13 protein-coding genes are annotated in these 12645 nt (G+C 62.1%); 5 read left to right on the forward strand and 8 right to left on the reverse strand.

Going from position 1 to position 12645, the window contains the following annotated elements; translation table 11 throughout:
- Positions 1–9 precede the first annotated feature (9 nt).
- The 8 genes from MPC4_RS14095 to MPC4_RS14130 all read right to left on the reverse strand — a co-directional run bounded on the left by MPC4_RS14095 (position 10) and on the right by MPC4_RS14130 (position 6992).
- Entirely contained in the window at positions 10–588 is a 579-nt protein-coding gene (locus MPC4_RS14095; protein ID WP_174513076.1) for a DUF1788 domain-containing protein, read from the reverse strand.
- The gene (locus tag MPC4_RS14100; RefSeq protein WP_210253654.1) at positions 585–1283 is read right to left on the reverse strand and encodes a DUF1819 family protein; all 699 of its coding nucleotides are present in this window, start codon (positions 1281–1283) and stop codon (positions 585–587) included. The genes MPC4_RS14095 and MPC4_RS14100 overlap by 4 nt, the downstream gene beginning before the upstream one ends.
- Before the next feature lie 43 nt (positions 1284–1326).
- The gene (locus MPC4_RS21515) at positions 1327–1455 is read right to left on the reverse strand and encodes a hypothetical protein (RefSeq protein WP_280514811.1); all 129 of its coding nucleotides are present in this window, start codon (positions 1453–1455) and stop codon (positions 1327–1329) included.
- Positions 1456–1733: 278 nt separating this feature from the next.
- On the reverse strand, positions 1734–3221 hold the full coding sequence (locus MPC4_RS14110) for a PDDEXK nuclease domain-containing protein (protein WP_174513078.1): 1488 nt from the start codon (positions 3219–3221) through the stop codon (positions 1734–1736).
- 273 nt (positions 3222–3494) lie between these two features.
- On the reverse strand, positions 3495–3962 hold the full coding sequence (locus MPC4_RS14115; protein ID WP_244629020.1) for an SMC-Scp complex subunit ScpB: 468 nt from the start codon (positions 3960–3962) through the stop codon (positions 3495–3497).
- A gap of 333 nt (positions 3963–4295) precedes the next feature.
- Positions 4296–4814, reverse strand: coding sequence for a histidine phosphatase family protein (locus MPC4_RS14120; protein ID WP_342343635.1), 519 nt, complete (start codon positions 4812–4814; stop codon positions 4296–4298).
- 478 nt (positions 4815–5292) lie between these two features.
- Entirely contained in the window at positions 5293–6417 is a 1125-nt protein-coding gene (locus MPC4_RS14125; protein WP_174513080.1) for an RHE_PE00001 family protein, read from the reverse strand.
- Positions 6414–6992 carry a Uma2 family endonuclease gene (locus MPC4_RS14130; RefSeq protein ID WP_174513081.1) on the reverse strand — a complete coding sequence of 193 codons (579 nt, stop codon included), beginning with the start codon at positions 6990–6992 and terminating at the stop codon, positions 6414–6416. Before MPC4_RS14130 ends, MPC4_RS14125 begins: the two co-directional genes overlap by 4 nt.
- An 806-nt stretch (positions 6993–7798) precedes the next feature.
- Between MPC4_RS14130 and MPC4_RS14135 the strand changes: the two genes are divergently transcribed.
- From MPC4_RS14135 to repB, 5 genes are all read left to right on the forward strand, one after another.
- Positions 7799–8872 carry a recombinase family protein gene (locus MPC4_RS14135; protein WP_174513082.1) on the forward strand — a complete coding sequence of 358 codons (1074 nt, stop codon included), beginning with the start codon at positions 7799–7801 and terminating at the stop codon, positions 8870–8872.
- Positions 8873–8920: 48 nt separating this feature from the next.
- Complete coding sequence (locus MPC4_RS14140; RefSeq protein ID WP_174513083.1) at positions 8921–9070, forward strand: hypothetical protein; 150 nt, start codon at positions 8921–8923, stop codon at positions 9068–9070.
- Positions 9071–9315: 245 nt separating this feature from the next.
- On the forward strand, positions 9316–9480 hold the full coding sequence (locus tag MPC4_RS14145) for a hypothetical protein (protein ID WP_174513084.1): 165 nt from the start codon (positions 9316–9318) through the stop codon (positions 9478–9480).
- A gap of 682 nt (positions 9481–10162) precedes the next feature.
- Complete coding sequence (gene repA / locus MPC4_RS14150) at positions 10163–11368, forward strand: plasmid partitioning protein RepA (RefSeq protein ID WP_174513085.1); 1206 nt, start codon at positions 10163–10165, stop codon at positions 11366–11368.
- Positions 11353–12393 carry a plasmid partitioning protein RepB gene (gene repB, locus MPC4_RS14155; RefSeq protein WP_244629019.1) on the forward strand — a complete coding sequence of 347 codons (1041 nt, stop codon included), beginning with the start codon at positions 11353–11355 and terminating at the stop codon, positions 12391–12393. Before repA ends, repB begins: the two co-directional genes overlap by 16 nt.
- Positions 12394–12645 lie beyond the last annotated feature (252 nt).

Genomic DNA, 12645 nt, shown 5'->3' on the forward strand with positions numbered 1-12645 from the left:
AACCTCGGATCACGGGACCAGCCTGAAGGCCCGATAGTAGTTGGCATTCCTGATTTTCCCGAACAGTCGGAGCGACAGCCCGTCATAGGAGCCCGGATAGAATATGACGAGCGGAGTCTTGCCCATCACGGAGTGCAGATTGTTCAGAAGCGAATGAATTCGAAGGAGCGGCCAGACCGTCCCGGCGCCGGACACGATGACGACGTCGTGCTGATCCGGTTGAGCAGCGCGCGCGAACAGATGGTTCAGCCTATCTTCCCTAAGCGGCCCCTTTACGAGTTCATCTCTCACAAACCGCTCCCCTTTGATCCGCTCCATCTTCAAAGCTTTGTCGAGGAGGTTTCGACTCTTTAGGCAGTCCAAGACGAAATCGAACAGATCGACGTGCTTGACCCGCAGTCCGTGCTTCTGCTTTGGAATATGTTGGAGCAGCGTGCGCAGGTGATCGCGAACGATAAGTTCGTCCTCTGGTGGGTAGTCGAAGATGTAGAACGCGATCTCGTTGCCGATCCCACTTCCGCTGAGAAACGCGTCGGACGTAATCCTCGCCAGGATCTTGTTCAGGCGTTCGCGAAGCGAGGCGCTCACGGGGACACCCGAATGCAGCGAAGGACGTAGCCCTCGCGGTTCGCTTTTAGATAGGCGAGCACCTCGTCGGCGACATGCACGGTCTTCAAATTAAGGTTCTTGGTGTCGTCGATGTAGCCGGCTTGAGCGAGCATCTGGAAGACTGAGGAACGCAGCCTCGCCCGCGTCGATTCGGTCCAATGCGGCATTTCCGGGTCGCGCTCCCGGCAGCCGTCGAGATATTCGTCGAACATCTTGTTCGAAAGCGCGGCGCCGAACCGGCGGTATTGCTCGCCGACGACCATTATCATGAAGTCGCCAAGGAGCGGGCTGTGCTTCACCGCGGCGGCCAGCAGAGCGTGGGTGGCGACAGATCCCCTCCCGTCGCGAACCAGCACCCAAAGCTCGGGCCCCATCGTTTCCAGCCGCCCCCTGATCAACTGGGTGAGGCGTCGCGCCGTGGTCGGAGTGCGAGCTTGAAGAATGTTCCGTTTCGCGATCGCGTCCTTCCAGCCTTCGGCGTCGATGCGCCGAAGGAGCAGATCAGCGATGCGCCTACTCTCGGACAGCTTCAAGGATCCGCCGGTGATGTCGGCTTTGTATCTCATTCCCGCCTTCCATAGGGGCGTGTCGACGTCCACCAAATCCGCGATCTTCTCGCCAAGGGCGTAGCCCCCGAGGTCGAACCGACCGACATTCCTGAGCGTGTGCAGCATCGCTAGATCCCGTTCCCGAAACCGATGATCGTCGACAGCGACGTCATATAGGGCGCCTTTTCTTCCCGCGACGGGCGAGCCAGTTGACGATCGCCTCCTCGACGATTTCATAGGCGTTCCGTTCGTCATCCAGCGCGGCTTTCTTCAATTCCTTGATGAGATCTGCGTCCAAGTAGGCCAGAAACGACGTACGTCCGTCGGCCCGAGAACGGTTGGGTTTAGATTCCTGATTAGACGCTCTTATCATGGATACCTAGATAGCTGGATGGCTGAGATGCTGCGTGTTTACCGGGGACCATGCAAAGTCGTGGGGCTCAAAGTCTTTATTGGTTAAGTTCTAGGTTCTTTGCGAAGTCGCGGTTCGCCTGGCTGCCTCCGAGATTGGCGCGAGAAGCTAAGGCACCCCACAGTTTTGCATGCTCTCCCTTGGGTTTGGCGGTGCGGGCCGTCTCAATCTTGACCGCTCGGGGGGCTCGGATAGTCGCGCCTATGCTTGGCGAGTTCAGCAAGAAACTCAGCCCCGAGCCGAATAGCCCGCCCGGCCGCATCGGGATCGACGTCGACGCCGTGAGAGGCGGCGTTCATGACCCGCACTGCGTCTATGAAGGCCTCCGCCCCTGCCGGCGCCAAGCCACGGCGCTGAAGATCTTGTATCATGGCGCCAATACCCACTGGGAGCGCGGGCGCGAAACCTTGAGCGGCCGCAAAGTCGCGGAGGGCGCGCTCGATTTCGATCCGGAGTTTGACCACGGACATCAAAGGAAACTCTCGTCCGAGTTCTTCAATCGTCGGAAGCTCCTGCTGGAGTGGCAGGGGTAGCGAGGGAGAGACTCTGTATTGGGCGACGCCCATCGGTTTGGTGGTGTCGCGTAGTGAATATTCGACAATAACCTCATTGCGGCCCTTGCAGAGGATGATTCCGATGGTCGGCTTGTCATCCTTGTGGCGCAATTGGTCGTCAACGGCCGAAAGATAGAAGTTCATCTTGCCGGCAAATTCGGGTTTGAAATCCTCGATCTTGAGTTCGATCACGACGAAGCAGCGCAAGCGCAGGTGGTAGAAGAGGAGGTCGAGGTAATAGTCCTGGCCGGCGACTTCGAGATGGTATTGGCTGCCGACGAATGCGAAGCCTTTGCCGAGTTCGAGGATCAGCGCACGCAGATGTTCGATCAGCCCTCGCTCGAGATCGCGCTCCAGGATTTCAGGACCGAGCGACAGAAAGTCGAAGTTATAAGGGTCCTTGAGGATTTGCTGAGCGAGTTCAGATTGCTCCGCGGGCAGCGTCCTCGAAAAGTTCGTCAGAGCGCCGCCTTGGCGCTCGAACAGTCCGCTTTCGATCTGGTGGACGAGGACGTTCCGGCTCCAGCCATTTTCGATAGCCTGGCGCGCATACCACGTCCGCTCGGACGCGGACTTCACGCCATCGAGGAGACGGAGGTTATGGCCCCAGGGCAATAGTGCAACAACCTGTTGCACAAATTCGACGTCGGGCCAGGCCTCTGCGAAGGCCCGCATGTACTTGAGATTTCGAGCCGATAGGCCCGTCATCTCCGGGAAGGCTCGCCCGAGGTCGGCAGCCAGCCGATCAATGACCTTGGCGCCCCAACCCTCGCTCTCCTGCCGGGTGACAATATCTCGCCCAATTCCCCAATAGACGAGCACCAGCTCGCGATTGACCGAGAGGGCTGCGCGAAGCCGGGCTTCAGCGATGCGTTGCTTCAGGTCAGCGACTAGCGCGGCATAGCTCTCGGCTTCGCGGGCGGGATCGCCGACCGCCGTGGCTCTCGGCCGACGCGGACCGCTTCTCTTGGCGGCCGTCTTCTCGGGGCGATTCGCCGTCACGGTCGCAGCAGTCCTGAGCGCGTGATGCACGTGGCGTTCGCGATGGCCCGCTGCGGCAGTTGTAGGGTTGCCTCCCGCGCCTGTCGTTGCGCCCATGACCGGTTAGCCTCGGCCGGCCTCGGCTCCTGCGAGCGGGCGACTCGCTGATCGCAATCGTCCTTGCCTGAAGCCGCCACGGTCACCAAGCTCGATATGTCATGCTCGTAGAAAGTCATCGACGCGTCCCTGGCAAGATGACTTGCTCACCCGCTTTGAGGACCTCCTCAGCATAGCTCAGGAGGTTGAAGAGATATCTCCGACTTTGGGCAGACGCAGGCTGCATGGCGCTTTCAGTACATTTTCTTGCCGGGGATGAACATACGGGGAAGATTAGTCGATTCCATCCGTAGCCGTAATCGCGGGCGCAGTTTTTTTTTTCTCCACATTGTAGAACCCAAGGCCGTGTCCCTCCGGCATCAAGTCCGGGCATTTGTCAAACGTCCCTCCCGTCGATGCGGTCTCGGCCGCATCGGGTCGATCGTCGCCTTCGTCGGCGTCGCCGGCCGCGGCGAACCCGCCCGGAAACTCCCCGGCCAAGAGCTTGTCCTTGGCGAGCAGGCCGGCGTCCTCCAGCATCTCGATGTCGGGAAGATGATCGTGCAGACTCGATAAGCCGAACCGCGCGAGAAGCGCTTTGGTCGCCACGAAGGCGTAGGGCGTGCCGGGCCGCGGGCTCCGCGGCTCCGCGGCGATGTAGCCTATGGCGCGGAGGCCGACGATGAGGTCGCGGTTCACCTCCCGGCCGATAAATTCCGAGAGCGCGCCGCGCACGACTGGCTGAAAATAGGCGAGCGCCATCAGCACCAGAGATTCCGACCGCGACAGCGGGCGAACGGCGGGGGGCGCCCTGCTGCGGCATGGATCTCGTCCGCGAACCCTTGCGAACGGTAATTTTCCTGGGGTGTCAGCAGCGTCCAGGACTTTGTCATCTTTCATCCGCCCTTATTGCCTAAACCTTCACGGGAGGCGGCGCCCGAGGAAAATTACCGCTCGCGCGCCTGCCCCCTCTTCTCAAATCAGCGGCGCGTCGGAATCGCCCGAGAGCAGGTGGGGGAAGAGTTGGCGGAAGGACCAGGGCGTCCCGGGGGCGGCGCGGTCGAGGCGCAGCGCGACGTCGAACCGCGTCCCGTCTCATTTCTGCGGCAGGCCGTCGATGCGCTGCTGGCCGACGAGATCGGGGAGCAGGGTTTTGACGATCGCCTTGTGCTCCCAGCAGACCAAAACGACGCCTGAGAGGGCGGTGAGTTCGGCGGCCAGGGCGGGTTCCTGCCCGACGGCGTAGGTGGTGATCGGCTTGAGGCCGAGCCGCGCGGCGAGCGGACGAATGGTCTCGTAGGGGCGCTGACTCGGCTCGTCGCCGGTTTCCGCCCTCGGGTCGGCGGCGTAGATGACTGCGGGCTGAGGGAAATCGACGCCGCCCAGTCCCGCGCCAAACAGCGCCGACCAACTGCCGGCGCGCTGCCAGCCGCGTATCACCAGGGACTTCTTGTCCGGCGAACCCTCGGACGTGAGGCTCGGGCCCGGCCACGCTTCGTCCGGCTTTTCGGCGTGGCGGATGATGACAAGGGTGAGCTTGGCGCCCTGCCCGAGCGCCGGCGCCGCGATTGCCGCGCCGGCAAGGAAGAGGAACTGGCGACGGACAAGCTGCATGGCTTTACTCCCTCAAAGATCGTTGCGATGGGCGGGTGCTGTCGGACTGCTTCTTGTCGGGCGCGAAGCAATCGCGCGCCGCGTCGGGAACGACACGCTGTTTGCGGAAAGGAGAGTGTGCGTCGCGGCTTTCGCCTTGTCGCCCCGTGGTGCATTCTGAGTGGGGAGTTCGCGCCGACATGGCCTGGATCTGATCCCAATGCTTCCGTTTTGGCGTTGCCGGCCTTGGCGTCTCTATCGCGCGGGAAAAATGCCGTCATGCCGTTGATCCGGGACCGTCCGATGCAAGAGGTGGCAGCCTCGCTCGAGTCGGCTTTTCGTTGGTCGCGCGATCATCGGCGGTCGTCGGCCGCCACGCAAGATGGGTCAAGGCGCTTGTCAGCACGAGTGCAGGCCAGCGGGGGCATTTGCGAGGGTCATCGGTGCGGCGCGATGAACGATGGCCCGGACTGGACGAGCGGATCGGCGCCAAAGATCGTCACAGGATGCCCCAGGCCCGATAGCGGCCGCGGCCGGTCATTTCGCGCAGGCCGAGTTCGGCGACCATGTCCTGCGCCGCGCGCGGGGTGACGCCGAGTTCGGCGGCGATCATGCCGGCGGAGGCGATCGGCCGCGCCAGGATGAATTCGACCAGAGCGGGCAGCCGGGAGGAGGATCTGCGCCCCTTGAGCTTGCTCTCGAGGCGCCGGCGCGCCAGCAGCCAGCGGTCATGGTCTTGCATTCCGGCCTCGGCCCCGGCCGCGATCGCCGTGAGGAAGGCGGCGAGCCGCGTCGCTCGGTCGCGCGACCGGCGCTTCTCGCGGGGAATGAGCCGCAGCGCCGAATTCACGCAGCAGAGATGCGACCGGGTTTTGTGGCGCGCCCTGAGCGTCGCCGCCACCAGCAGAGCGCCGAGCCAGGCCTGGCGCTCGAGCGGCGGATCGCTGTCCCAGGCGTCCCACAGGATCGCCGCGGACAGCAGCGGCGGTTCGGACTGCGACGCAGCGGCGGCGCGTTGCCAGGCCTCGAGCCTGTCGCCCTCCGCCCAATCGGGATCATAGATGAGCGGATCGCGCGGGGTTCTCGCTAGGGGGGCGTCTCGGCTGAGGAGTTTGCTGCTGCTCGCGAGCGCGCGATCGAGCGCGGCTAGCTCGCCGGCGAGCGGATCGGCGTCGCCTGGCATTTCCAACGTGGCGTCATCGCCGCGATCCCCCTGCCCCGCGGGCTCCGGTTCCGCCGTCCCGGCTTCGCCGGCGCCGCGCAAGATTTCAAGGCCGTCGGCGCTCAGTGCCCAGTCCGGCGCGGCCGCTGCAATTTTTCGGCGCGCGCGCAGCACGGCCTCGGCGCGGGTCACCTCATGGGTCGGCGATCTTATGTCCATGCGCGCGTCACGCAGGACGAGATCCTCGAGCATGACGAGTTCGCCGGCGAGCCAGAGGCTGGCGCAGGCGTCCTGGAAATGGCTCCGGCTGACGAACCCCTCCTGAATCGGGCTCGCCCGGACGCGCTCGTCGAGGCGGGCGAGCGCGTCCTCGGCGGCGGCGAGCGGATTCTTGAGCGCCTCCAGTAAGCGCCCGTCGGCTAGTCCACGCCAAGGGTCGGCCACGGAATCGGCGGACCTCACGCGAGCAGCGCGGCGACGTCGACGGCGACGCAGGGGAGCAGAGCCGGCGCGAGCATGCCGCTGGTGCGGCGCTCCATTGAAGAATAGGCGCCATCTTGCGGCTGGCGGCAGACTTCGACGGCGGATCCCGCAAGATCGACGATCCAGACCTCCGGCACGCCGAACTGCGCGTAAAGCGCCAGCTTGCGGCCGCGATCGTAAGCCAGGGAGCTGTCGGAGATTTCGACCAGAAGCAGGACCTCGGCGGCGCTGGGGTGACTTGCCAGGTAATCGTCGGCGCGCGGCCGCAGCAGCATCAAATCGGTTTCAGGCTCATTATAGGCGTCGAGCCGCAGCGGGTTCAGTTGACTGACGAGGACGATCCCGTCCGCCGCGGCGGGCGCGAAGAGCCGATTGAGCCGACGCGCGATCGCGGCGTGCGGGCTGCCGATCGAGGTCAAGTCGATGATCTCGCCGTCGATCAGCTCGACGCGGTCGGCGCGGGTCAGAATGCCGGCCTCGGCCATTTTGTAATAGGCATCAACGTCGAGCCGATGCCGCGACGGCGCTTGCGGACGTTCAAGGATTTCGCCCATGGGCCTCTCCGATACGCTTATCCTACTCTTTTCACGGCCAAAAAGCGAACTGGCCAGCGCAGCTTTTGGGTCAAAACTTCAATTCCACAAATCCCTATGTTTCCATGGGGATAAGCGGAAATTGCGGGCCCATTTTTGACTAGGAAGTTCAATTTTAGTTAAGCGCTTCAATTTCTCCATCCGCCGGCTCCAAAGTCCCCCGGCCAGGGTCGCGGCGCAGCGAGAGGTGGATCGGAACAAGCTCCCCTCCCCGCCGCAGGCGCGTGGCCGCGATGCCTTCGCTGTTCAACTCGCGGACTGCTATCCCTTAAAACGACGTAGTTCCATAGGGTTATGACTATTTGCATTGACCTCGTTAGGCGAATGCGAGCGTGGAATTTTGCTTCGGCGATTCAAATTGAAGTTTTTAAGCAAAACCGACGAGACGCGCGCCGACCGAGGGAGGCGCGCGCCCTCCTCACTGGGAAACAGTTATATAAATGATATTTAGATAGAAAAATATAGTGATAGAAGCAAGACGACGAATCGCTTCCGTCACCCGGGAAGGGTGTTTCGGCGTCTATAACCATCGATAATTAGCTGTTATCGCGCGGAGCCCCCTGCCCTACCGTTGCCGGCAGGAATCGCTCCCGAGTGAGCTTTTTGCCTCTAAGGAGCGTCTGGAGGGATTGCGGCCGGGGCGTTTGGCGGCGCGCTCAAACGGTCATTTACTGATAACTTATGAGTTTGTACAAACGGTCTGGGCAGCCGCGCGAAGCGCTGATTCGGCCGACAAAGTCCCGCATTGGGGTCTAAAGGACTGTAATATGCGCCGTTCGGCGACACGAAACGCCTCCCCTGCCCCGCGCAGCCGCCTCATCGGCTACGCACGAGTCTCGACCGAGGATCAGGCGACCGACGCGCAGACCGACGAACTCAAGCTCGCCGGCTGCGACGCGATCTATCGCGAGACCGGCTCCGGCGCCTCACGGACGCGGCCTGAGCTTGCCCGGCTCATGCGGGATATAAAGGGCGACGACGTGCTCGTCGTGGTCCGCCTCGACCGCCTTGCGCGCTCGGTGAGCCACCTCCTTGACACCATCGAGCGACTGGAAGACCGCGGCGCGCATTTCCGCTCGCTGCGTGATCCGATCGACACTTCGACGCCGCAGGGCATGTTTTCGCTGCAGGTGCTGGGCGCCGTGGCGCAGCTCGAGCGGGCGCTGATCTCGGAGAGAACCAAGGCCGGGATCAAGGCCGCGCAGGCGCGGGGCAAGCGCTCTGGCAATCCGGGCCTGCGCGAGCGTCGCCCCGAGGCATTGCGGAAAGTGTCCAAGGCTCGCGCAAAAACCTATGTCGACGCCTTGCTCGCGTCCGTCGACGTCTGGCTGCCGACGGTGCGCCGGATGCGTCCCGGTCCCACAAAAATGACCGCCGAAGCCGCGCAAAACGCCCCCGGGCGCCCCAGAACGGCCGGCAGCCCCCGCTCCCGGGCGCGCCCGGCGAACGGCCGCGGCGCGCCATCCGGCATCGCCGACAAAGCGCGATTACGTCAAGGCCTCAAACTCGGTCAACACGCGCCGCGCCTATGCCGCCGATTGGCGACATACGCGGCCTGGTGCCGGCGCCAGACCCTCCGTGCTCTGCTCCCCGACCCGCAGCTTGGCGGGCTCTACATCGCGGCTCAAGCCTCCGGCGTGGCCGCCGTCGATCGCAAGCCGCGTTCGATCGCGACCATTGAACGACGGCTCTCCGCCCTCGCCTGGAATTTTGCCCAAGGCGGCGAGACGTTCGCGCGCGCCGATCGCCATGTCGCCACGGTCCTCGCCGGCATTCGCCGCACCCATGGGCGACCACCCGCGCAGAAGGAGGCCGGCTGCCCGAGGATCTCCACGCCATGATCGCAACGCTGCCCCTTAGGAGATCTCAGGGGGGCTGCGCGACGCGCCATGCTGCTCATCGGCTTCGCCGGCGGCCTGCGCCGCCGCTCCGAAATCGTCGGCCTCGATTGCGGCGCCGGGCAGAGGCAGGACGGCGGCGGCTGGATAGAAATTCTCGAAACGGGCACTGTCGCAACGCTGCGCGGAAAAACCGGCTGACGCAAGGTCGAGATCGGGCGCGGCTCCAGCGACCGCACCTACCCTGTCGTGGGGACCTGGTTGAGGTTTGGGCGCATCGGACACGGCCGCTGTTTCGGCGCGTGCGCGGGGACGGCAAGACGGTCAATGGGGAACGGCTGACCGACCAAGCATGTGGCTCGGCTCGTCAAGCGTAGGCGCTCGCCGCCGGCGTACGCGGCGATCTGACGGAAGGCGAGCGACAGCAGAAGTTTGCGGGGCATTCCTTGCGCGAGGGGCTTGCTTCCTCCACCGAGGTCGACGAGCGCTACGTATCGAAGCAGCTCGGTCACGCCGGCGCGGAAATGACTCGCCGCTACCAGCGTCGCCGCGACCGTTTCTGCATCGATCTTACCAAAGCGGCGGGGCTTTCATGGGCCGAATCGGTCTGAATCATGGGCCTCCGCTGCCGGCGTGAAACGCTTAGCGGACAGGGAGCGCCAGGTTCTGCTGAAGCGGTTCACTTTGAAATCGCTATGTAAAAGCGGCGCCCGCGAACCGGATGCATTCATCCTATTTTGAAAGCCCTCAGCGGCATGAATCCGCGGTGATGTTGGCCATTCATCCGATTCACCTGTGGCGTCGGCCCCATCCAGGTGGAGGTAGGGGCATCGCGATCGAAAGCGCGGCGCGCTGCTCAAGGCACTCGGCTAAGCTACGCTCAGCGGCGCTTCGGGCGCGCGAAACCCGTTTAGATACTCTGCATTAACTCGGCCAAATAGCAAGTCAGCGGCCTCACGTCAAAGTGAGGTGGCCGCGGCTTAGTTGTACGTGGACAACGACCGACACCCCACGAAATGGTGTGAGGGCGCTCTAGTTGTCAGCGTACAACTAGACTAGAGCGCCCTCACACCAGAAGCAATAATTCCCGCCTCAGCTTAACCGTCAGGCGTGGATATCGAATGACGCGCAGCCCCTCAGCAGCAATCATAAGGTCTAGGGTAGGGGACATAGTCTGCGTTAAGAACTTGTTAACTCAAAAACGCTTGCGGCGGCGAGAGAATCGGGCATCATGATGAAATCAGCGCATATTCGAGTGAGCAGCACAAAGCACCGCAGATGCAGAGAATAAAAATGGCGACAGCGGCGATACCAAACGAGGGGCGCTTAGGCGATCTCCGCGCGCTCATAAACGCGGATGCGGCCGAGCTATCGGCGCGGCTACGCGCCCAACAAATGCGGGATTTTCCTCCCGCCGCCCAGAAGACGATTCGTCGTTTCTCTCCGTCCGAAGCCGCAAAGCTTATAGGCATCCACGAAGGGTATCTTCGTCAATTGGTGGCCGAAGGCAAGGGGCCGCCGCCTCAATCCAATAACCGCCGTACGTATTCAGTTGAGGATATTGAAGCTTTGCGGATTGACCTCGATCGCAGCGGAAAAGGAACGCGGCGCTACGTTCCCCATCGCAAAGGCGACGAAGCCTTGCAAATCATCTCGGTTATGAATTTCAAGGGGGGTAGCGGGAAAACCACTACTGCTGCTCATCTTGCACAGTTTCTGGCGCTTCGTGGTTACCGAGTCCTTGCGATTGATCTCGATCCGCAAGCAAGTCTTTCAACATTGTTTGGGCACCAACCCGAACTGGATGTGGGCGACGACGAAACACTTTATGGCGCAATCCGCTACGACGAAGATCGGCGCGAAATGGCGGAGATCGTTCGGTCGACCTATATCCCCAACCTGCACCTTGTTCCCGGGCAGCTCGAACTTATGGAATTCGAGCATGAAACTCCCAAGGTGTTAATGGAGCGACGTGGCCAGGATTCCCTTTTCTTTTCTCGGATTGGAGAAGCCCTTGGCCAGGTTAGTCATGCGTACGACGTTGTCGTCATAGATTGCCCACCGCAACTGGGCTTTCTTACCCTATCCGCTCTTTGCGCAGCGACGGCGGTTCTGATCACCGTTCACCCGCAAATGCTCGACGTCATGTCGATGTCCCAATTTCTCAACATGACAGGCGGTCTTCTCGATGTCGTCGCAGATGCAGGGGGGGCCACACAGTACGACTGGATGCGATATCTGGTCACGCGATATGAGCCGAGCGATGGCCCGCAGACAACAATGGTCGGGCTTATGCGCTCGATCTTTGGATCTCGGGTACTGACCCATCCGATGCTGAAAAGCACGGCGATCGCGGACGCGGGCTTGACCAAGCAAACGCTGTATGAAGTCGAACGCCAACAGTTCACCCGGGGAACCTACGACCGTGCGATCGAAGCGCTTGATCTTGTTAATGGCGAGGTCGAAGGGCTCGTCAGGCAAGTTTGGAGAAGGCCCTGATTATGGCTCGAAAGATAAACTTTGACCCACCGCCACAATCGGGCGCGCCGTCGGAGCAAGACGAGACGCGGCCCGGGCCTTTACGAACCCGTCCGCTGCTCGGACTTGATCGGCCGCTCAAACAATCCAGCGCGTTAGGCGCCATCTCGCAATCACTCGGAGGAATAAACGAGAAGGTTCGGCGAGCCGAGGAGATCGAGCAGAAACTCGTCGAGGGGCGGGTCATCATTGAACTTGATCCATCGCTCATCGATGCGTCATTCGTCCGGGATCGGATGGAGGGGACGGAAGAAGAGCATCTTGCGTTTCGAGAGATGATACGCGAACACGGACAAGCGGTTCCCATTCTGGTGCGACCGAAGCCGCGCCAGGATGGCCGCTACGAGGTCGCGTTCGGACACCGCCGGCTACGGGCGGCGCGAGAACTGGGCATCAAGGTGCGGGCGGTCGTCCGGGAGCTCACCGATGAGCAATTGGTGGTCGCGCAGGGGCAAGAGAACAGTGGGCGCACGGATCTCACCTTCATCGAGCGCGCCCGGTTCGCCGCAAATCTGGAGGACCGAAAGTTCTCTCGCGAAATCATCATGGCCGCCCTCAGCGTCGACAAGGCCGCGCTATCTCGCCTCATATCGATAGCGAGCCGCGTCCCGTATGACCTCATTGAGGCGATTGGGCCAGCTCCCGCCTTCGGACGGGTTCGCTGGCAGGAGTTAACCGATCTTCTTGACCAGGACGGCAATCGGCAGCGCGCCCGTGAGATAATTGGGGTGGTATCGTTTGCAAAGATGACCACCGACCAGCGGTTTGAGGCGCTTCACAGCGGATTGCGCGCTAAGGCGATGCGGGATCGACCTCAATCCTGGAGCGCGGAAGATGGTACCCGCGCGGCGCGGATCTCAAGATCCGGGAAGAAGCTCACGCTGACCTTCGACGATCGTGTCGCCCCTGAGTTTGGCGACTTCGTTAAGGCCAAGCTTCAGATGCTCTATGACGAGTACAAAAATGGAAGCGGAAGGGCGCCCTAAATCCCAACAGGGGACGAATGACGGCCGCCGCGTTCTGATCTGCACCGAAACAGGAGACTTAAAGGCAAAAGAAAAAGGCCCCCGAAACGGAGTTCCGGAAGCCCTTCTTTGTAGTTGGCCCTCAAAGAATCTCACTTCCGCGAATCACAGTCAAGAGTCTTGTCTGAGATTTAGCGTCGATTCGGCGAGCTGATTTCCTTTGCCCGAGCGAGGCTAAGGAAAATGGAAGAACAGCATCATCCAACGACGCCC

This window comes from Methylocella tundrae (assembly GCF_901905185.1).
GTDB classification, from domain to species: domain Bacteria; phylum Pseudomonadota; class Alphaproteobacteria; order Rhizobiales; family Beijerinckiaceae; genus Methylocapsa; species Methylocapsa tundrae.

What these genes read in the sequence shown, in the direction of transcription:
- MPC4_RS14100 (WP_210253654.1), bottom strand. Translation starts at nt 1,283, where the DNA reads ATGCTGCACACGCTCAGGAATGTCGGTCGGTTCGACCTCGGGGGCTAC.
- MPC4_RS14110 (WP_174513078.1), bottom strand. Translation starts at nt 3,221, where the DNA reads ATGGGCGCAACGACAGGCGCGGGAGGCAACCCTACAACTGCCGCAGCG.
- MPC4_RS14115 (WP_244629020.1), bottom strand. Translation starts at nt 3,962, where the DNA reads ATGGCGCTCGCCTATTTTCAGCCAGTCGTGCGCGGCGCGCTCTCGGAA.
- MPC4_RS14120 (WP_342343635.1), bottom strand. Translation starts at nt 4,814, where the DNA reads ATGCAGCTTGTCCGTCGCCAGTTCCTCTTCCTTGCCGGCGCGGCAATC.
- MPC4_RS14130 (WP_174513081.1), bottom strand. Translation starts at nt 6,992, where the DNA reads ATGGGCGAAATCCTTGAACGTCCGCAAGCGCCGTCGCGGCATCGGCTC.
- MPC4_RS14135 (WP_174513082.1), top strand. Translation starts at nt 7,799, where the DNA reads ATGCGCCGTTCGGCGACACGAAACGCCTCCCCTGCCCCGCGCAGCCGC.
- MPC4_RS14140 (WP_174513083.1), top strand. Translation starts at nt 8,921, where the DNA reads ATGCTGCTCATCGGCTTCGCCGGCGGCCTGCGCCGCCGCTCCGAAATC.
- repA (WP_174513085.1), top strand. Translation starts at nt 10,163, where the DNA reads ATGGCGACAGCGGCGATACCAAACGAGGGGCGCTTAGGCGATCTCCGC.